General features: G+C 58.6%; 18 protein-coding genes and 2 pseudogenes. 6 read left to right on the plus strand and 14 right to left on the minus strand.

What is annotated here, in order from left to right:
- Positions 1–3: 3 nt before the first annotated feature.
- Positions 4–1,056, minus strand: a complete 1,053-nt coding sequence (locus K0F88_RS27380) for an agmatine/peptidylarginine deiminase (RefSeq protein WP_094467924.1) — start codon at positions 1,054–1,056, stop codon at positions 4–6.
- Between the two features lie 134 nt (positions 1,057–1,190).
- On the opposite strand from K0F88_RS27380, the gene K0F88_RS27385 reads away from it, so the two are divergent.
- The gene (locus tag K0F88_RS27385; protein WP_094467925.1) at positions 1,191–2,063 is read left to right on the plus strand and encodes a LysR substrate-binding domain-containing protein; all 873 of its coding nucleotides are present in this window, start codon (positions 1,191–1,193) and stop codon (positions 2,061–2,063) included.
- A gap of 49 nt (positions 2,064–2,112) precedes the next feature.
- Here the strand turns inward: K0F88_RS27385 and K0F88_RS27390 are convergent, their stop codons facing one another.
- The 5 genes and pseudogenes from K0F88_RS27390 to K0F88_RS27410 form a co-directional block, all read right to left on the minus strand.
- Positions 2,113–2,592 carry a VOC family protein gene (locus tag K0F88_RS27390; RefSeq protein WP_094467927.1) on the minus strand — a complete coding sequence of 160 codons (480 nt, stop codon included), beginning with the start codon at positions 2,590–2,592 and terminating at the stop codon, positions 2,113–2,115.
- Positions 2,593–2,710: 118 nt separating this feature from the next.
- Positions 2,711–3,919 carry an MFS transporter gene (locus tag K0F88_RS27395; protein ID WP_094467928.1) on the minus strand — a complete coding sequence of 403 codons (1,209 nt, stop codon included), beginning with the start codon at positions 3,917–3,919 and terminating at the stop codon, positions 2,711–2,713.
- Positions 3,920–4,087: 168 nt separating this feature from the next.
- Positions 4,088–6,679 (minus strand): amino acid adenylation domain-containing protein, encoded by a 2,592-nt coding sequence (locus tag K0F88_RS27400; RefSeq protein WP_219097304.1) that lies wholly within the window; start codon positions 6,677–6,679, stop codon positions 4,088–4,090.
- Between the two features lie 630 nt (positions 6,680–7,309).
- Complete coding sequence (locus tag K0F88_RS27405; RefSeq protein ID WP_094467930.1) at positions 7,310–7,699, minus strand: cytochrome c family protein; 390 nt, start codon at positions 7,697–7,699, stop codon at positions 7,310–7,312.
- A 38-nt stretch (positions 7,700–7,737) separates the two neighbouring features.
- Positions 7,738–8,109, minus strand: a pseudogene (locus tag K0F88_RS27410) (GlxA family transcriptional regulator); the annotation flags it as partial.
- 194 nt (positions 8,110–8,303) lie between these two features.
- Here K0F88_RS27410 and K0F88_RS27415 point away from each other — a divergent pair.
- Both K0F88_RS27415 and K0F88_RS27420 read left to right on the plus strand, forming a co-directional pair.
- Entirely contained in the window at positions 8,304–8,879 is a 576-nt protein-coding gene (locus tag K0F88_RS27415; protein ID WP_219097305.1) for an acyl-CoA thioesterase, read from the plus strand.
- A 68-nt stretch (positions 8,880–8,947) separates the two neighbouring features.
- Positions 8,948–9,253, plus strand: a complete 306-nt coding sequence (locus tag K0F88_RS27420) for a hypothetical protein (protein WP_094467931.1) — start codon at positions 8,948–8,950, stop codon at positions 9,251–9,253.
- Here K0F88_RS27420 and K0F88_RS27425 read toward each other — a convergent pair.
- The 3 genes from K0F88_RS27425 to K0F88_RS27435 are packed head-to-tail and all read right to left on the minus strand — an operon-like array spanning position 9,250 to position 11,378.
- Positions 9,250–10,218 carry a trans-acting enoyl reductase family protein gene (locus K0F88_RS27425; RefSeq protein WP_219097306.1) on the minus strand — a complete coding sequence of 323 codons (969 nt, stop codon included), beginning with the start codon at positions 10,216–10,218 and terminating at the stop codon, positions 9,250–9,252. The two genes, K0F88_RS27420 and K0F88_RS27425, sit on opposite strands and share 4 nt — an antisense overlap.
- A complete protein-coding gene (locus tag K0F88_RS27430; protein WP_094467933.1) occupies positions 10,215–10,616 on the minus strand; it encodes a VOC family protein in 402 nt (133 codons plus the stop codon). The genes K0F88_RS27425 and K0F88_RS27430 overlap by 4 nt, the downstream gene beginning before the upstream one ends.
- 18 nt (positions 10,617–10,634) lie before the next feature.
- A complete protein-coding gene (locus K0F88_RS27435; RefSeq protein ID WP_094467934.1) occupies positions 10,635–11,378 on the minus strand; it encodes an SDR family NAD(P)-dependent oxidoreductase in 744 nt (247 codons plus the stop codon).
- 138 nt (positions 11,379–11,516) lie between these two features.
- Between K0F88_RS27435 and K0F88_RS27440 the strand changes: the two genes are divergently transcribed.
- Both K0F88_RS27440 and K0F88_RS27445 read left to right on the plus strand, forming a co-directional pair.
- Positions 11,517–12,416: an AraC family transcriptional regulator gene (locus K0F88_RS27440; protein ID WP_094467935.1), complete on the plus strand. Its 900-nt coding sequence runs from the start codon at positions 11,517–11,519 to the stop codon at positions 12,414–12,416.
- 154 nt (positions 12,417–12,570) lie between these two features.
- A complete protein-coding gene (locus K0F88_RS27445; protein WP_219097307.1) occupies positions 12,571–14,256 on the plus strand; it encodes a sensor domain-containing diguanylate cyclase in 1,686 nt (561 codons plus the stop codon).
- 141 nt (positions 14,257–14,397) lie between these two features.
- On the opposite strand, the gene K0F88_RS27450 is transcribed toward K0F88_RS27445, so the two are convergent.
- Both K0F88_RS27450 and K0F88_RS27455 read right to left on the minus strand, forming a co-directional pair.
- On the minus strand, positions 14,398–14,733 hold the full coding sequence (locus tag K0F88_RS27450; RefSeq protein ID WP_010459119.1) for a hypothetical protein: 336 nt from the start codon (positions 14,731–14,733) through the stop codon (positions 14,398–14,400).
- 84 nt (positions 14,734–14,817) lie between these two features.
- Positions 14,818–15,170: pseudogene (locus K0F88_RS27455) on the minus strand (DUF1801 domain-containing protein).
- A gap of 236 nt (positions 15,171–15,406) precedes the next feature.
- Between K0F88_RS27455 and K0F88_RS27460 the strand changes: the two are divergent.
- Positions 15,407–15,898 (plus strand): hypothetical protein, encoded by a 492-nt coding sequence (locus K0F88_RS27460; RefSeq protein WP_219097308.1) that lies wholly within the window; start codon positions 15,407–15,409, stop codon positions 15,896–15,898.
- A gap of 105 nt (positions 15,899–16,003) precedes the next feature.
- On the opposite strand, the gene K0F88_RS27465 is transcribed toward K0F88_RS27460, so the two are convergent.
- The 3 genes from K0F88_RS27465 to K0F88_RS27475 all read right to left on the minus strand — a co-directional run bounded on the left by K0F88_RS27465 (position 16,004) and on the right by K0F88_RS27475 (position 18,265).
- The gene (locus tag K0F88_RS27465) at positions 16,004–16,468 is read right to left on the minus strand and encodes a ubiquitin-like domain-containing protein (protein ID WP_219097309.1); all 465 of its coding nucleotides are present in this window, start codon (positions 16,466–16,468) and stop codon (positions 16,004–16,006) included.
- Between the two features lie 306 nt (positions 16,469–16,774).
- On the minus strand, positions 16,775–17,200 hold the full coding sequence (locus K0F88_RS27470) for a DUF1801 domain-containing protein (protein ID WP_219097310.1): 426 nt from the start codon (positions 17,198–17,200) through the stop codon (positions 16,775–16,777).
- A gap of 129 nt (positions 17,201–17,329) precedes the next feature.
- Entirely contained in the window at positions 17,330–18,265 is a 936-nt protein-coding gene (locus K0F88_RS27475) for a phosphatase (RefSeq protein ID WP_094467941.1), read from the minus strand.
- Between the last annotated feature and the right edge of the window lie 133 nt (positions 18,266–18,398).

Below are 18,398 nucleotides of genomic sequence, written 5' to 3' on the forward strand. Positions count from 1 at the left end.
GCATCACCCCTGCACTGGCCAGGCGGGCTGCTGCTGGGTGATGCAATGCACCCCGCCGCCGCCATGGGCCAGGTGATTGATCCGCACCGGCACCACTTCGCGTCCCGGGAACGCCCGGGCCAATACCTCGGCCGCCGCGTGGTCGGCGTCGATGCCATAGGCCGGCATGATGATCGCGTTGTTGGCGATGTAGAAGTTGGTGTACGAGGCACAGAACACTTCGGCTTCGGTGTCCACGGCGTCGGTGGCTTCATAGAGTTCGATCAGCTCGAACGTGCGCCCGAGGGCATCGGTGGCCAGTTCCAGCGCACGACGGTTTTCCCGTGCAACCTCGGCGTACACCGAATTTTTGTCGTGGGTGGCATCCACCAGCAACACGCCGGGGCGGGCGAAGGCGCAGACGCCATCGACGTGGCCGTCAGTCATGTCGCCGGTCACGTAGTCCGGGTCACCCGGCAGCCAGATGGTTTTCTTCACGCCCAATAACCGCGTGAAGATTTCCTCGATCTCGGCCTTGGTCATGCCCGGGTTGCGATTGGGGTTGAGCAACACCGATTCGGTGGTGATCAGCGTGCCCTCGCCGTCCACATGAATCGCACCGCCTTCGTTGCTCAGCGGAGTGCCGAAACATGGCACGCCGAGATGATTGAGTGCGCGGCGCCCCAGGCTTTCGTCCAGGTTATGCAGCGACTTGCCACCCCAGGCATTGAAACGCCAGCTCACCCCGCCCAGACCGTGTTGCGGATGGCAGACAAAGCTCGGGCCGGAGTCCCGACACCAACTGTCGTTGACCGCCAACGGGATGAGTTCGATGTTGGGTCCACACAGCGCTTTGGCACTCGCGACAGCCGTCGGGTCGACGACCATTTTCACCGGTTCGAACCGGGCGATGGCGTTCGCCACCCGGGCAAAATCCTCTTGCACCAACGGCAAGGTGACGCCCCAGCCCGACTCCCAAAGTGCCTGGTTGTGCGGCCAGACCATCCAGGTCGCGGCGTGCTTCACCCACTCTGCCGGCATCCACCAGCCACTGTTCTGAAGTTCGTTCTGCTGCATGACAAGCACCCTTGAGTTAAGTCATTGTGTTCAATGAAAACTGCCTTCGCGGTCTTGGCATGCATGCTACGGCCGTAAAACAAGGCCAACAAACGATGGATTTTGTAGACAAGTGATTAGAGGAACTTATCGATATGCTTAAGCACTGGCCTCCGCTCAGCACCCTTCGCGGCTTTGAAGCCGCTGCCCGCCTGGGCAGTTTTCACAAGGCCGCCGACGAGCTGCACCTGACCCAGTCGGCCATCAGCCAGCAGATCCGCACGCTTGAGGCGTACCTTGAGCAGCCGTTGTTCTTTCGCAGTGGACGCAGCGTCAGCCTGACCGATGCCGGTCACGATCTGCTCAGCACCACCCAGGCGTTATTGCAGCAACTGGCGGTCGGCATTCGTCGCCTAGGGCAGTATCAGAAACCCAACCAACTGGTGCTCAACACCACGCCGACATTCGCCCGTCATTGGCTACTGCCTCGACTGGGGGATTTTCGCCGGCAGCACCCGGAAGTCGACCTGTGGATTTTCAGCACCGATGAAGTCCCGGACATGACCACCCAGACCATCGACCTCGCGGTGCGCGATGACATCAGCTCCCAGGCCGAGTGCAGCTTCAAAGTGCTGCACGCCGACCGCCTCTACCCGGCCTGCCATCCAGACCTGCTGGCGGTGCCCGTCGAGCAGCGCACCACCCTTCACGGCGAGCGGGAAATGGACTGGAGTCATTGGGCGGTGGAGGCTGGGATTGATGTCGGGCAGAAGGATCAGGGGCTGAATTTCTCCGACCCCGGCCTGCTGCTGGACGCCGCATGCGCGGGGCTCGGCATCGCGTTGGTCAGCCAACTATTGAGTCGGCCAGCGAGGGACAGCGGACTGTTGCAACCGTTGGTGGAAGACACCATTCGCGGCCCGAACTGGGCCTTGCTGACCCACCGTGACAGCGAGAACAATCCGCTGGCGCGAAGCTTCGTCGAGTGGCTGTTGAGCAACCTGGGAGCAGCGAGCCAGACGCAGTAAGGGTCTTGAAGGCACCCGCGACCACCACTGGCTTTCCGCGCCGCGCGGTCTAACCCTTGACCGCCGCTTCGATCGCCGCGACGTCGATTTTCCCCATCTGCATCATGGCGTCGAACGCTCGCTTGGCCGCCGCTGGATCAGGATGGTTGATGGCGTTTGTCAGGACGCGGGGCGTGATCTGCCACGACAGTCCCCACTTGTCCTGGCACCAGCCACAGACGTTTTCCTGGCCGCCGTTTCCGACAATCGCGTTCCACAAGCGATCCGTTTCGGCCTGGTCGTCAGTCGCCACCTGGAACGAGAACGCCTCGTTGTGTTTGACCCCAGAGCCCCCGTTCAGGCCGAGACACGGGATGCCCATCACCGTGAATTCGACCGTCAACACATCGCCCTGCTTGCCCGCCGGATAGTCGCCAGGCGCGCGAAGGATGGTGCCCACCGCGCTGTCGGGAAACGTTTTGGCGTAGAACGTCGCGGCGTCCAGCGCGGCGCCGTCGTACCAGAGGCAAATCGTGTTTTTGCTGACCATTCTGGTTCTCCATCAATGGGGAATGAATGCTCATTCTAGCTGAGCGACCAGCGGGACCACGAAGAGGGCCCTGCCCCTTGTCGGCAGATCAATGCGGCGACGAAGTCCAGAGTGCTCATTACTGGAAACTCGGCTCGGCACAAACCGCTGACGTGGCGCGAAGTGTACGCAGCCCCAACAGTACGATCACCACCATCACCAGCCCCGCACCGATGGCGACGCCGAACCCTGCCCGTGCGCCATAGGCGTCGATGACCAGACCCGCGAGTACGCCACCGAGCGCCACGCCGATGCTGATGCCCGTCGTCATCCACGTCAGGCCTTCGGTGATCCTGGACGGTGGAACGATGATCGTACCAAGGTTCATGACGACGACCATCGTGGGTGCGAATGACATGCCTGCCACAAACAGCATCCCGGAAAGGATGTAGACGTCTGGCGAGAAAATAGGCAAGACGGCTGTAACTGCCGTGATCAGAACCCCAACGAAGAACTGCTTTTCAATCGCCAAGGAGACCCTCAACGCGCCGAACGTCAGGCCCGCGATCATTGAGCCGAGCGCATAGGCTGCGAGGATGAAACTGGCGGACGCTGGCCAGTCTTGTGCGTTGGCGAAGGCCACCACCGCCACATCGATTGATCCGCCAATCACCCCCATCGCCAGGAGTGCCAGAACGATGGTGCGAACGCCGGGAATCAGCAAGGTCGAGCCGGTGCTTTTCCTGACGCCCACGACGACCTTCGGTTCTGTCTGCTTTTGCAGAAGAAAAGCGCTCACGCCGATGACCAGCAACAAGACCGCCACAAGAGGTCCGGCTTCGGCGAAAAAGCTGACGCTCAGACCGATGGCCAGGGGTGGACCGATAATGAACGCGAGCTCAGTCAGCACCGTGTCCAGGGAGAAGGCCGTGTGCAGCTGCGGCTTGCCACGGAAAAGCTGTGTCCAGCGTGCTCTTATCATCGCGGGCATGCTGGGCATCGTGCCCGCCAGTGCCGCAAGAATAAACAACAGCGGGGTCGGCGCCCTCATAGAGACGGCAACGATCAGCGCCAGCAACATGCCAATGCTGAAGGTGGTCACTAAGGGCAGCACCCGACTCTGCCCCCGCTGATCGACGAGTTTTGACACGTGCGGGCCGATCAGCGCATTCGCCAGGGTAAAGGTACCGGCGACCGAGCCAGCCAGCCAATACAGACCCGTCTGCTGCACCAGCATGGTAATGATGCCGATGCCGATCATTGCCTGCGGCAGCCGGGCAATGGAACTCGCGATCACCAACCCCATGACCCCCGGGGTGGTGAGCAGTTCGCGGTAGGGATTTGCCATGATTTCTCCTTTTTATAATGCTTCGCTGATGGGTACCCCGCTGCACGCCCGCAAACTGTTGCGGGCGGTTTATCGGCGACTCAATGGCACATGTGAACCAGCAAGCGAGGCTGTTGCAACCGTTGTAACTGCCTCGCTTGCAGGCAGATGAGCGTTACGCTCGACCGCTTACAAAAGCGCCCGGCTGAAGGCTTCAGCCAAGTGTTTGCGATGACTGATGTCCTCCATCATGGACACATGCGTGCCTGGAATAGAAACCGAACTAATCGCCAGATCCGGCAATAATTCTCTCCAGCCGCCGACCATATCCACCTGCGGCAGACGAGCACGCTCACGTTCAGCCGCGTAGAAATGGTAGAGGTTGATCGGCAATGGCGAGGGCGTGTAGGCACCGGCAATCTGTGAGAAATGATAAATGGCTTGCCATTTGATTGTTTCCAGCAAGAGGTCGGCATTTGAGTCATAGCCGCCCAGATCCTGGGCTTTTTTAATCAGCTCAGCCAACTCGTCAGCCTCATTCAGCCCATCGAATTTTTGACACTCCGCCTCCGGGGCCACCGCCTTAACATGCTCGATAAAGTACTGCTTTATGTCTCGGTTCTTATAAAGCAGCTTATGAGGCGCAGGCACGTCAACAAACCCTAAAAACTCGACGCTCGCTTCTTTGCGCATCAGCGCATGGGCGATGGCATAAGCGAGGATCCCGCCAGAGGAATAGCCCGCGATTCGATACGGTCCTTCCGGCTGGATCGCCTGGATGAGCGGGATCATTCGTTCGGCCATATCCTCCAGGGATTGAGGTTGCGGCTCACCAATGGCCGACCACGGCAATACGTGGATCGGGCAGCTCACCCGCAGTTGTTGCGCCAGTGAAACCGCATACGAATAATCCGCCAGTCCCGACGGCACAAAAAAGACCGGAAGCTCAGACCCGTCCGCGCGCACCGTGATCGCTCCGACAGGCGGCTTCAGCACAGGAGACTGTGCGATCCGAGAAGCAAGATGAGCCAATCGCGGATGATCAAAAATGTCGCTCAGCGAACACTCCAGACCATAACGCCTGACTCTTTGCATCAGCTGGACAGCCATGAGCGAATGGCCGCCGAGGGCGAAGAAGTGGTCATGGCGACCGACCTGTTCAACCCCGAGCAATTCCGACCAAAGCGCGGCGAGGATCGTCTCGGTCTCACCTTGCGGTGCCTCATACACCTCATGGACAAAAGACTCGCCCTCAGGAGCAGGCAATGCCTTGCGATCCAGCTTGCCATTAGGGGTGAGCGGCAAGCGTTCGATCAGCACAAAAGCCGACGGCACCATGTAGTCGGGTAAACATTCACTCAGGTAATCGCGCAGTCGTCCTGCCAGCGACAAGCCGGCCTCTGGCTGAGCCACAACATAAGCGACCAGTCGCTTGTCCGGGTCGACGCCTTGCACCTCCACAACCGCCTCGCGGATGGCGGGATGCCCGGACAATCTGGCTGCGATTTCACCCGGTTCGATCCGCAAGCCGCGGATCTTGACCTGATCGTCGTTGCGGCCCAGGAACACCAGGTTTGCGTTGGGCAGATAGCGCGCCAAATCCCCGGTCTTATACATCCGCGCGTCAGGCTTGCCGGCGAATGGATCGAGCAAGAAGCGCTCAGCCGTCAGTTCGGCGAGGTTCAGATATCCTCGTGCAACCCCCGCGCCCCCGATGTACATCTCGCCCACCGCACCCAGCGGAACAGGCACGCCATGCACGTCCAGAAGATAAACCCGCGCGTTTGCAATCGGACGGCCTATCGGAACCGGATCAACGTCTTCAGAGGAGCAGCGATGGACCGCCGCCCAGACGGTCGCCTCCGTCGGGCCATACTCATTGAATAATTCAACGTGGGTGAACGATGAGGTCACTTCGTGGACCAGCTTCGCCGGGCATGTTTCACCCGCCACGATCACCTGACGCAGTTGTCCATAGCCGAGCTGGGCGACTTGCGGCAGAACCAGCCTTGCCAGAGACGGCACCATCAGCACTGAGGTGACGTTGTTTTCAATCAACAGCCTGCTGATGATGTGTGGATCTACCACTGCATTGCTGCCCGGCAGGCACAACGCACCGCCGGTGGTTAACGTTCCGAAGATACCTGCCACGGAGCTGTCAAACGCCACCGACGACAACAGCAAAAATACCGCATCGGCTCCCGGCTGATAGACCGTGGTCCGTGCCAGTGTCGACGCGACCAATCCACGGTGTTCGATCATGACGCCCTTGGGCTGTCCGGTTGAACCCGAGGTATAGATCAGATAGGCAAGGTTGTGCGGTGTGAGGCCGGGAATCTGCAGATTGCCCTCTGCTTCCGTCAGGACTTCATTGGGATCAAGCACGGTATGGGCCTGCAACGCCTCACCCAGCGCCTGCCGCCCGGCCGCATCGGCCAGCACCAGGACCGGAGCGGTATCGGCCAGAATGTAAGCCAGTCGATCACCCGGATAGGTCGGATCGAGCGGCACATAGGCGCCGCCCGCCTTGAGGATCGCCATCAGGCCCACCACCATCGCCGGGGAGCGCTCGACACAGATCGCCACGCGCTGGTCAGGCCTGACGCCCGAAGCAATCAGCCGATGCGCCAGCCGATTGGCCCTGACGTTGAGTTCGCCATAGCTGAGCGTCTCACCCTCAAAGACCAGCGCCGTGGCTTGCGGACTGCATGCAACCTGGGCTTCGAATAGTTGATGAATACACAGATGAACAGAAAATTCAGACGTAACTTGGTCGTGCATCCTTGCCTCCAGAAGTGAATAAACTCACTTCTATCGATTGTTCGCACTTACATCATGCAAGTGCAGTCCTTGGAATATTATCTAATCAATCCAACCTGCCATCTGCCGCGAACTATCCAATGGCAACGCGTCGATCATTAGAACTAACTATTTAGGGCAGACCTATCCGCCAACCCCTCTTACCCGTGTTATCACACATAACTAACGTCAACCGAAACGCCCATCCCAGAGAGCTCGCAGCTAACAAATACGGTGTATTCATGGCGCATGAAAAACAACATTCACGGTCATAAAACCAGAATGTTTTTTTCTGCACTAGAGATACACGATGATCTTTGAGTCTATTTGGCAAGAGCATTTCTTTCCGGTTTCAGCTACGGGGTCCAGCGACGCCAAGAGTCTACCCCTGAAACATCGAAGTCAATACCGGGGAAAAACTGACACATCCTAACGAAGTAAAACCGCCCCATTCGGCGGTTATCCAGTTCAATTATGAGTGTGGAAAATCATGGTTTCTTGAGTTTTTGTAGGTGCCTTCCTACATATAGATCGCCCTGGTACGCACGTCGCCTTGCTGAGGGTGGGTCCGAGCGTTTGATCGAAAGCCGCGCTGCGTCAGTTCAGGGTGCCCTACTGCGGCTGAAAGGTCTGAAGATACGCCAACAGGTTTTCAATCTTCTCCGGATCGCTGAGCCCCCAGAAAATCATCCGGGTACCGGGTACTACTTCCTTTGGATCTTCGAGGTACGCGATCAGGGTTTCGCGGGTCCAGACGATGCCGGCCGATTTCATGGCGTCGGAATATTGATAATCCGTCGTGCTACCTGACGGGCGTCCAAAAATGCCATTGAGATGCGGCCCGAACGAACCCCGCGCCGACTCCCCCACTTGATGGCAGCCACCGCATATCCGTTTGAACAGTGTCGCGCCGGCTTCAGCATCGCCGACTGCTTGTGCCTGCGCGCTGAACAACCCGGCAGTGAGTAGCAAGACCAGGGTGAGTGCTGCGGCTTTCTTCATGTACTGCTCCAGATCTTCTGTGGCTTATCCCGTGTGAATCAACTCATACCCGATTGAAACTTCTTCCTGTAGGCCGCCGGCAGCAAACCCACTCGTTGGCGGAAAAGTCTACGGAATGAATTGCCATCTTCGTAGCCCACGGCGTAAGTGATGCTGTCCAGCGTCATTCGCGTGGATTCAAGCAACTGCTTGGCCTTCTCCAGACGCAGGGTTTGCAGGTAGGTAATCGGCGTGTACCCGGTGGCGTCCTTGAAGCGCCTTTTGAAGTTGCGCACACCGAACCCGAATCGCTGGGCGACATCATCAATCAGCAGGGGTTGATCGAAATGTGCCTCCAGCCAGTTTTGCGATCGCAGGATATCGCCATCCCCGTGGCTCTTGGGCAAAGACCACATGACATACCGTGTCTGCGAACAGGTTGGCCGCGCTTAGTACTTCCAGGGCCAGGGTGGCGCTGGCGGCGGAACATTGGTCCGCGAGTAAAAGCGTGACGTGCATAAATGATCCAATTGCGCTTTTCGCATGAAAAAAGTCATTTGCGCACCTACCTTACCTGATCCCTCCTGCCTAAAGTGCACCGGTCACTCAAACCTTCGGCGTACTTATGAATCTCTGGTTCCGACTGTTCCTCATGCTGTTTCGTCGTCCGTGGCGCAAGCCGGTTGATGCCTTGGCCACCACCGTCATCCGCCTGCGCGTCTGGCCACTCGACCTCGACCTCAACCGTCACGTGACCAATGGCCGCTATTTCACCCTGGCGGACATCGGGCGCATGGATTACGTGCTGCGCAGCGGCGCATTCCGGGTGGCGCTGCGTAACAAGGCGGTGCCGATCGTTGGCGATACCTGGGGCAAATTCCGTCGTGAGCTGAAGCTGTTCGAAGCGTTCGAGATTCACACCCGGATGCTGGGCTGGGACGATAAGTGGAGCTTTATGGAGCACCGCTTCGTGAGCAAGGGACGCGTGGTCGGCGTGGTGGTGATGCGCGGTCTGTTTCGCGCAGGCAAAGGCACGGTTGCACCCGGCGAGTTCGCCCGGGAACTGGGCCTGGCGGAACAATCGCCGCCGATGCCGCAGTGGGTGACAGACTGGTCGCAAAGCTGCAACGACATGAGCCGCGAGCTTCGCGAGGAAGAGGGTCAGCCTGCCCGACGCCCGCAGGCAGTCGAGGAGGTTTGAGGCTCCGCTGACAGCGGCAAGCGCAGGCTCTATTCTGTGCACCCCCGCGATTTCACCGGAGATACCTTGTGCCACCCCTGACCGCCCGCGAGGTTTACCAGCAATTGCGCGACGCCGCGCTGGAAGTCCGGCCTCTGATACGGCTCGGCGAACAACCCGAGCCCGGCCACGTGCACGTCGATATCGAAGGCTGGCGCCTGAGCCTCGGTGTCGACGGTAATCGCCTGCTGCATTGCCAACGTTGCCAAAGCCCGGACGGCCGCGAGGGTGAACTCGACCGCTGGCAACGTTACGGCACCGACCCGGTCAGTTTGCTCAGCACCTGGGAGCTGGCGCAGATCGAGCACTTGCTGTGCCTTCAGCGCCAGCCTTAGAGATCAACGATCACCGTTCCGGCAATGCTCTCGGCAAACCCCACACCGAACAGACGACCCGGCGTTTCGAACCCGGAACGCCGCTCCCCGGCCAACACCCGTCGCGCGGCTTCCACCGCGGCCAACGGTGTGTAGGAGTAGCCGTTGATCGTCTCGATCATCGACTGCGCAACCTGCCCATCTGCCCCCGTCACCTCGGCAACCGCACGGGCCCGATGCGACAGGCGCTCTTGCTCGCTGGGGCCATCGGGAAGTCGGGATAAGTCGCCATCAGGGAACGCGTCACCGCTGATGTGCACGAACATCGCGATGTTGGGGATACCCGTCGAGCGCCCGCCGGTGACCAGGTCACCGAACGACAGCGGCGCGCAGAGCACAGGCCCGGCGCCGAAATCGAAGTGACGCGGTTGCGCATCCGGCGCAGGAACGAGTACGCCGTCGACCCGCACCATCAATCCCGCACCGATGATCTCGCCAACGCTATTGGCCGATCCGCGGGACATGGAGCCTGCGACCTGCAGCGCGATCCGTAGCGACTGCGGCTGTTCGACGCGACGGGCAACGTGCAGGGCGAGGCAGTCCGTGGGGACAACGTCCCAGCCGACGCCAGGCAACAGCATCACACCGGCGTCCTCGCCCAACCGCTCCGCCAGCCGGTAAACGTTGATTTCGGCAGTGATGTCGAGATAGTCGACCCCGGCCTCGAGGCAGGCCCGCATCAACGGTTCTGCCGTCAGCACAAACGGGCCGGCGCAGTTCAACAGGACGGTGACGCCGCTCAGCGCTTGCGCCGTTTGAACGTCGGGCGTGAAGGTGCGATAGGGCACGTTCAGTTGCCGGGCAAGCGCGGCCAATCTTGTCGCATCGCGTCCGGCGATTTCGAAGTCCAGCCCGGCTGCCTTCGCCTGTGCCGAGACCATCCGACCGGTGTACCCGGTTGCGCCATAAATCAGAAGTCTGCTCATTGTGGGTGCTGCCAGTTTTTATAGACGAACTCGAGGCTGTACCCATCCGGGTCCAGGACGTTGGCCGCGTAATAATTCGGGTCGTAATGCAACCGTGCGCCGGGAGCGCCGTTATCGGTGGCGCCTGCTTTCATTGCAGCGGCATAGGCCGCATCGACCTCGCCCCTGCTGTTCGCAACGAACCCGACATGCGCAGCCCGCCCCTCCACCACGCCTTCACGCAGCCAGAAAAACACCCGGCCATGCGCGCCGAACCCCTTGAGGTCCGGGTGGCCCGGCGGGCCATCCTTGCCGTCGTAATCCAGCCGGTCAGTGATGCCGAGCGGTGTGAGCGCCGAGGTGTAGAAATTGACGGAGCGTCGGGTGTCGCTGACTGAGATAAAAACATGATCAAGCATGGAATGCGCCTCGCTGATTCAGATGATGTAACCGCCGGAAACCTCAATGGATTGCGCGTTGACCCAGGCACTTTCTTCGGACATTAGCGTGGCGATTACTCGACCGACGTCGTCCGGTTCGCCGATGCGACCGAGCGCCGTTTGCGAGGCCAGCAGCGTCTCGAATTCTTCGCTCAAGCCACCGCCCAGTTCGGTGCGAATGGCGCCAGGCGAGACGGCATTGGCACGGATGCGCCGCTCACCAAACTCCTTGGCCATGTAACGGGTCAGTACTTCCAGCCCGCCCTTGAAAGCGGCATAAGGCGCTACGCCCGGGGTGACCACCCGTGTCGTCGCGCTGGTCAGGTTGACGATGCTCGCGCCCTCCTCCATCAGCGGCAACAAGGCCTGTGTCAGGAAGAACGGGCCTTTGAGGTGAACGTTCATGAGGTCGTCGAACTGCGCCTCGGTGACCGTCTCAAGTGGGTTGAACAGGCCGTGGCCGGCATTGTTGACCAGACCACCCAGGGTGGTGGTTTGCCAGTTCGATTGCAGCGCCTGCCGTACTGCATCGACGAACACGCGAAAGCTCCCGGCATGGCAGACGTCCAGTTCGAGGGCGACGGCATGACCACCTTCGGACTTGATGCGCTGAACAACCGAATCGGCCGCCTGCACGTTGCTCTTGTAGGTCAGGATGACGCCCATTCCACGCCGGGCACAGTGCACTGCGGCGCTGGCACCGATGCCTCGACTGCCGCCGGTGATGACGATAACGCTCATGGCTTGCTCCACTGTCAATCAGATGAGCAACCACGGTAACCATAGACCGTCGAGCGAGCGCAGCCGTTACTGCTCCAATCCTGCCTGTTTCTGCTTTTCGCTTGCGTCGTGCGTCACCCTGCGGTCAGATGTCTCCCCATGGAAAACCAACTGCATGAACTCAGAACCCTCGCCGCCAGGGCCGAAAACCGGCGTACAGAGACGGGCATCCCGCGCGTGGCGATGGTCCAGGGTGCGATTCCCGAGCATCAGTTGGCCGCTGTCTATGAGCCGATGATCAACCTGATCCTGCAAGGCAGTAAGTCGATGACCGTCGGCGATCGCACCCTGCGGTACGACCCGGCGACCTATTTCGTGATGTCGATTGAACTGCCTGCGGTCGGCAGTGTGCATCCAGCCACGTCCGGCGAACCTTACCTCGCCGTCGCCTTGACACTGGACCCTGCCGTTCTGGCGCCGTTGCTGACAGACCTGCCAAAACCTGCCGCTCCGCCTGAACAATCACGGGAGGCCGGTTTTTCGGTGGCCGCGGTCACACCCGAGCTGATGGACGCCTGGGTGCGCATGCTGCGATTGATGGACCGGCCGGCGGACATCCCGGCGCTGAGCCCGGTGTACGAGCGGGAGATTCTCTATCGGGTTTTGCAAGGACCGCACGGCTGGATGCTCCGCGAAATCGCCGCGCCCGATACGGCCATGGCCCGTGTCAGCCTCGCCATCCAGTGGATCCGCCGCGCCTTCGCCGAGCCGCTGCGGGTGGAGGACATGGCCCGCACAGCGTCAATGAGCGTGTCTGCGTTCCACCGCCATTTCAAAGCCGTCACCACGCTCAGCCCCTTGCAGTATCAAAAACGCGTGCGGTTGCTCCAGGCGCGGACTTTGTTGGTGGCGAACGCTAAAAGCGTCACCAGCGCCGCGTTCGATGTCGGCTATGAAAGCGCTACCCAATTCAGCCGGGACTACGTTCGTGTCTTCGGTTTGTCTCCGGCCCGGGATGCTGCGCGGATCCTAGCGCAAATACGCGGTCGTGCCGACTGAAGGCGCTTCAGTCCGACTTGTACCACCGACTTTGTTTCACGTCATAGCGTTGGCGAATGCGGGTACCGAGCGATGGCCATGAAAGCGCCGCCACTGGCACCCACCCAACCATTGCGCATACCATGCTGCGACTTCAAACCGTCAGGTATCGCCCATGATCAAAGCCAGTTTGCGAAGCCACCTGACACTCTGGTTTGCCGGTCTGTCGTTGCTCACGCTGGTGAGTGTGGGTTTCTACGTGGGCCACATCGCCACCGAGCAGATGAAGCAGGCCAGCGGCAATGCGTTGTTGAGCACGGCAAGGTCGGCGGCCGAGCTGTTGGGCGCGCAACTGCATGAGCGTCAGCTCGAAGTGTCCCTGCTCAGTCGAGCGCCGTTTTTCAAGCATGGCGACCTGGACGATCCGGATATCTTGTCGTCGATGGAGCTGCGTTCACAGTCCCGCGCCGAGTACGCCTGGATGGGCGTGGCTGACGCCAACGGGCGTGTACGGCAAGCGGTGAACGGCCTTCTGGTGAACCAATCGGTGAAGGAGCGCCCCTGGTTCCAGGCCGGGCTGCGCGGTGCCTATACCGGCGATCCTCATGAGGCGGTCCTGCTGGCCAAACTGCTGCCCGGAACCGCCAGTGGCGAGCCTTTGCGCTTCATCGATTTAGCCGCGCCGATCCGCAATGCCGAGGGCCAGGTAATCGGTGTGCTCGGCGCGCATGCCCATTGGAGCTGGGCGACGCGGATTGTCGACTCGGCCGTGCTGCGCAAGGACATGACGCCCGAAGTGGAGGCGCTGATCGTCGACCATGACGGCAAAGTGCTCTACCCGGAATCACTCATGGGGCAACGCGTGGCGGACATGCCGGTCGCCCGGGAAAATCATTCCGACACGGCCGGCTGGTCAGTGGGCAACGGTTACCTGACCAGCGTTGTCGCGGTGCCCACGCCATCGAGCACGGACCTGACGTGGTACATCGCGGTCCGTCAGCCACTGGATATCGCGCTTCAACCCGCACGTATCCTGTTTTACAAATTGCTGGTGTTGGGGGTCATTGCCGCGGTCGTGTTTGGTCTGGTGGCGTACTACCTGGCGCTGTACCTCAGTCGCCCGATCGAGCAACTGGCAAAGTCGGCCCACCGGGTACAGCACCATCAACCCGGCGTGACCTTCCCCCGGGATCATTCGGTGCGAGAAATCGCCCAACTGGGCCAATCCCTCCAGGGCATGACGGAGTCCTTGCTCGGCAAGGAGCGCGAGTTGCAGGAAGCCAATGCGTCGCTGGAAGCCACGGTCGCGCAACGCACCGCCGCCCTCACCCAGGCCAACGCCGATCTGTTGAAACTGGCCACCCACGACGCACTGACCGGCGTGTACAACCGGCGCCGATTCGACGAGAAACTGGATGAGTGCAACCTGCTGTTTCAACGCACCGGACGGCCCTTCGCGTTGCTGTTCATCGACGCCGACCACTTCAAGCAAATCAATGACACCCACGGCCACGCGATCGGCGATGAAGTGCTGCACCAACTCGCCCGGGTAATCCAGGACAATACCCGCGCCACTGACTTCGTGGCCCGTTACGGTGGCGAGGAGTTTGCGGTGCTGCTGCCGGAAGTCGAGGAACCCGAGAGCCCCGAGGTCGTTGCCGAGAAGATTCGCGCCGCGATTGCCGCAGCCACTTTTGCTACGGTCGGGCACGTCACGGTCAGCATCGGCATCGGCCTGGCCGAGTTATCGGACAGCAATACCACCGCGCTGATCAAACGCGCCGATCAGCAGCTCTATCAGGCGAAGTGGTCGGGAAGGAATCGGGTGGCACAGCAAGCCAGAGTGACGGAACGCCAATGACCTCCAGCTTCCACTGATGAAAACCCGGTTCAACCGCAAGGCCATTACTTAAGAACATCTTCAGAGGAGCAAAAACCTGTGGCTAGGGGAGTTATCCCCTCGCCACAATTGCGCATCCGCAATCAAGACCGGGTACTGGGCTTACTGAACGTTTTTCAGCTTGACCACATCACCGGAGATCTTGGTGGTGTAACCGGTCAGGACCCACGCCCAGAACCAGTTTTCCTGCACCTGGGTGTTGATCATCGCGTCGCCGCCCTTGGCTTTGATCGCCGCATTCTGAGCGCGAACAAAACGGTTGTTCTGCTGGATCGGGATCACGCCGAACAGCAGCAGGCCAGTGGCGCTTGCTTCACTGTGGCCCAAGACGGTGTATTGACTGCTTTCATAATGCTGGGTGTTCATCGGCGTGCCGGTGCAACCCGCCAGAACCAGACCGAACAGCGCAACCGCGACAACTTTACTAACGTACTTCACTGAAAAAACTCCATGAGATAGTGCCCGGGATCCATCTCTCGGGCGGCGCACACTCTAACGGATGAGATGGCCAATTGGTATCAGCTAAAGCAGGCAATTTGCCACCCCTTGGTTGGCGGCGGCTTTTGTTCGAGAGGTGTTGAGCGCGACGGCAGCGTTAATCAACGCCTTCAACGCTTTCTCATTAATTTCATCCCCTTCATGCACGTCTATCGCCCGTCGCGTATTGCCTTCAAGACTCGCGTTGAAAAGCCCCGAAGGATCTTCCAGCGACGCCCCCTTGGCGAAGGTCATCTTCACGGCGCTCTTGTACGTCTCGCCGGTGCGGAGATGCCGGTATACGACGACACCGGAGCGCCCCACCAATCACTCAACTCCTTGATTCTCGCGTCTATCAGCGAAGAGGCACTTTCTCCGTCTCCGTCCTTTGCACGGATGGCTTCCTTTGTCTGCCTTTGTCACGCTCTTTGATTACCGATGTATTTAACGCGAAAGCTATAGCCAAAAATTCTTAAAAACTGTTATTTGTTACAGTTGCCGATTCGCACATGCAGCTCTATCTTCTTTTACGTAATAAAAGAATTAGTCGTATGAATTATCAACTTCCTTGTACGTCTATTTTCCGGCAGAAATGCAGCAAGACCTCATTATCTACTTATAACTGGAGTCCATCATGACAGATAAAAAAAACGGCCAGATAGACCTGACCCTCGGGACGCCTATTACGTCAGACAACAAGTCCTTCGAAATCAATCCCAAATTTGACGCAATTTCTATGAACATCAAAAGTGGGACTATTGTATTAACTGCCGCCAGCCCAGAGTCAGCAGCCACGAAGATAGATAATGCCATTACTGCTATAGATGCAGCCATCGCATCGATAGGAGGTATTCGGGCAAGTCTAGGAGACTCTGAAAGTCGATATCGACCATTCAATCTTTCAGACGAAAACGGTGTAAACCATATAATCAGCCAGAAAAACAGCACCTACTCGCACCGATTCCCAGAAGGCTCGACACTCGAAGACGACAAAATTTACGCCATTGACATCCTCATCGAGTTAAAAAATGGAATTTACCAGGACGGAGAAGGCAAACCTTGCTTATATAAAGATTTTTTAAGAGACTTAGACAACATCAGCAAAAACAATAAAAACGATAATTGACAGTGTTGACGGATTTATCTGAAGTCATAAATAAACCCGCCTACTTTGTTCTACGTCCTGGAGCAAGCACAACTTTGCCAATTGCTTCCCAGTCGGTCCAGCCGTTTACGTCCCCCTCACCTCCAAATGTACAGTTGCATTTTCACCAATCTCATAATCCGCTAAAGTGCGTCCGTCCTCCAATTGCCGACCTTGGTGGAACAACCTTTGCTGATATGAATAAAACCCTTTCTCACTCTGAATCTTAACTTTTAAATTTTCAACGGAATCCGAAGGATTCACATAAAACAACTCAAATACCTCCCCCGAATGGAGTTCTATAAAAATGGTCATCCCAGAATGAATAAAAGGGGTGCCTTTAAGCTTTAAGATATTCCGGACAAGAATGCTTCGACCGAAGGGATTTTCATCAGTTGAAATAGTAATCTGCGACTTTTCTACTGACAGCAACGTGCCGTCAAACTCTTTAACCACGTATACACCCACACTCTCATCATAGATATTAGCCTTGACGTAAACAGGCATATTTTTCGCTGCATTCTTTATACACTGAGCAATATTATCAGTCATTTAAGTCCACCTATCTTCGCTAAGACATCGAAGGGGCGTATCGCCCCGCCGTTTTATGATTGCATCGACAACACTAGTCAGCAGCCCGCATTAAACCACCTGTAATAAGTGACAGTTTTTAATACATTTTTGCGATAACACAAACAACCTAAAGAAGTCGCATGAATAAATTCGTGACGGATTGATTTCAGGAGCACTAACTAAGCACTGCTTAGACGTCAGTTAAGCCGACACACGATCTGTTACAGCTGGCGAAGCCTGCTGCTACAAGAAGTGCGATTCATTGATCGAAATTAGTTCTTGCTCTCACTTCGCCGGTTTGGCACGCGCGGCCGCTCGCGAGGTGTTGAGCGCGACGGCAGCGTTAATCAACGCCTTCAACGCTTTCTCATTAATTTCATCCCCTTCATGCACGTCTATCGCCCGTCGCGTATTGCCTTCAAGACTCGCGTTGAAAAGCCCCGAAGGATCCTCCAGCGACGCCCCCTTGGCGAAGGTCATCTTCACGGCGTTCTTGTACGTCTCGCCAGTGCAGATGATGCCCGCATGCGACCACACCGGAATCCGCCACTTCCATTCTTCGACCACGTCAGGGTCGGCCTGTTGGATCAGCGCCCGGACCCGGGCGAGCGTTTCGCCCCGCCAATCACTCAGTTCCTTGATTCTCGCGTCTATCAACGAAGAGGCATCTTCACCCTCTCCGTCCTTTGCACTGATGGTTTCCTTCGTCATGGGGTACCGCCTCCTTCAGGATGGTTTCGCCCGGTTCATGATAGTTGGCATTCGCCCGCGCTTGAGTAGCGCTGACTGACGGCTTGCATCCCTGACCGATAATGACTGCAGTCAGTCGACAGCACCCCATCAGTGCCTGGCCATCAACCCATGAAGCACGCCGACCCTTAACCCCGCTTCGGAAGGTGTCATTTGCGAGATGCCAAAAACCTTGAACGCGGCCAGCATGACCACCAGACCGCCCGGCAAACTACTCAGCCGATGGGGTTGCAAGCTCGCCAACCTGAGCGAATTGACCTGCCCCGCTTCAAGCAGGCGCAATGACAAGCGCAGCAAACCGCCGTAGGTGATTCCGCTTTGGTCATCGTCGTTCAAGCCGTTGGCCTTGAGGACTTTGGCGAGCATCCGCGCGGTGCCTGAAGAGCCGATGGCCTGCTGCCAACCCAGTGCACGGTAACGACGCGCGACCTTTTCAAACTGCACAGTGGCGACACGCTCGGCTTCCAGCAGGGCCTGAGCCGTAATGCGCCCACCCTGGAAGTACCGCGTGCCAAAAGTGCTGCTGCCAATGGCAATGCTTTCGGTCAGCAGGGGCTGGGCGCCCTGCCCCAGAATCAACTCGGTGGACCCGCCGCCAATATCCACCACGAGCCGCATACTCGCGGCACTCGGTGTCGCGTGGGCAACCCCGGCATACACCAGCCGGGCTTCTTCATGCCCGGAGATAACGTCGATTCGAAAACCCAGATGACGCTCGGCGCTGGTCAAAAACAGTTGCGCATTGTCGGCTTCGCGCACCGCGCTGGTCGCCACGGCCCGCACCCGTCCAGCCTCAAAGCCGCGCAGCTTTTTGCCGAATCGCGCGAGCGCTTGCCACCCCCTATCCAACGCCAACTCATCCAGCGCGCCGCCCTGAAATCCTTCGGCCAAGCGGACGGGCTCGCGCAGGGTTTTGACTTCCTGGATCACGATCTGCTGGTTGCGTCTGACCGACTGGCCAATCATCAGGCGAAACGCGTTGGAGCCCAGGTCAATGGCCGCAAACAGAGAGGCGTCTCCTTTCATGGTGAGGATTCCTGGAAAATTCATCAGCCCGTGGGCGGGGGTTGCGCTGGGTGTTCAGGACGGTTTGCGATGATCTTGCCATGCCTTAGGTGACACCAAGATGACACCGCCCTTCACTGGCCATCCTTGATAG

Source organism: Pseudomonas sp. UMAB-40 (genome assembly GCF_900095275.1).
Taxonomy (GTDB): Bacteria; Pseudomonadota; Gammaproteobacteria; order Pseudomonadales; family Pseudomonadaceae; genus Aquipseudomonas; species Aquipseudomonas mandelii_B.

What these genes read in the sequence shown, in the direction of transcription:
- K0F88_RS27435 (WP_094467934.1), bottom strand. Translation starts at nt 11,378, where the DNA reads ATGAGCGTTATCGTCATCACCGGCGGCAGTCGAGGCATCGGTGCCAGC.
- K0F88_RS27440 (WP_094467935.1), top strand. Translation starts at nt 11,517, where the DNA reads ATGGAAAACCAACTGCATGAACTCAGAACCCTCGCCGCCAGGGCCGAA.
- K0F88_RS27405 (WP_094467930.1), bottom strand. Translation starts at nt 7,699, where the DNA reads ATGAAGAAAGCCGCAGCACTCACCCTGGTCTTGCTACTCACTGCCGGG.
- K0F88_RS27445 (WP_219097307.1), top strand. Translation starts at nt 12,571, where the DNA reads ATGATCAAAGCCAGTTTGCGAAGCCACCTGACACTCTGGTTTGCCGGT.
- K0F88_RS27470 (WP_219097310.1), bottom strand. Translation starts at nt 17,200, where the DNA reads ATGACGAAGGAAACCATCAGTGCAAAGGACGGAGAGGGTGAAGATGCC.
- K0F88_RS27380 (WP_094467924.1), bottom strand. Translation starts at nt 1,056, where the DNA reads ATGCAGCAGAACGAACTTCAGAACAGTGGCTGGTGGATGCCGGCAGAG.
- K0F88_RS27390 (WP_094467927.1), bottom strand. Translation starts at nt 2,592, where the DNA reads ATGGTCAGCAAAAACACGATTTGCCTCTGGTACGACGGCGCCGCGCTG.
- K0F88_RS27465 (WP_219097309.1), bottom strand. Translation starts at nt 16,468, where the DNA reads ATGACTGATAATATTGCTCAGTGTATAAAGAATGCAGCGAAAAATATG.
- K0F88_RS27400 (WP_219097304.1), bottom strand. Translation starts at nt 6,679, where the DNA reads ATGCACGACCAAGTTACGTCTGAATTTTCTGTTCATCTGTGTATTCAT.
- K0F88_RS27460 (WP_219097308.1), top strand. Translation starts at nt 15,407, where the DNA reads ATGACAGATAAAAAAAACGGCCAGATAGACCTGACCCTCGGGACGCCT.
- K0F88_RS27415 (WP_219097305.1), top strand. Translation starts at nt 8,304, where the DNA reads ATGAATCTCTGGTTCCGACTGTTCCTCATGCTGTTTCGTCGTCCGTGG.
- K0F88_RS27475 (WP_094467941.1), bottom strand. Translation starts at nt 18,265, where the DNA reads ATGAAAGGAGACGCCTCTCTGTTTGCGGCCATTGACCTGGGCTCCAAC.
- K0F88_RS27430 (WP_094467933.1), bottom strand. Translation starts at nt 10,616, where the DNA reads ATGCTTGATCATGTTTTTATCTCAGTCAGCGACACCCGACGCTCCGTC.
- K0F88_RS27385 (WP_094467925.1), top strand. Translation starts at nt 1,191, where the DNA reads ATGCTTAAGCACTGGCCTCCGCTCAGCACCCTTCGCGGCTTTGAAGCC.
- K0F88_RS27395 (WP_094467928.1), bottom strand. Translation starts at nt 3,919, where the DNA reads ATGGCAAATCCCTACCGCGAACTGCTCACCACCCCGGGGGTCATGGGG.
- K0F88_RS27425 (WP_219097306.1), bottom strand. Translation starts at nt 10,218, where the DNA reads ATGAGCAGACTTCTGATTTATGGCGCAACCGGGTACACCGGTCGGATG.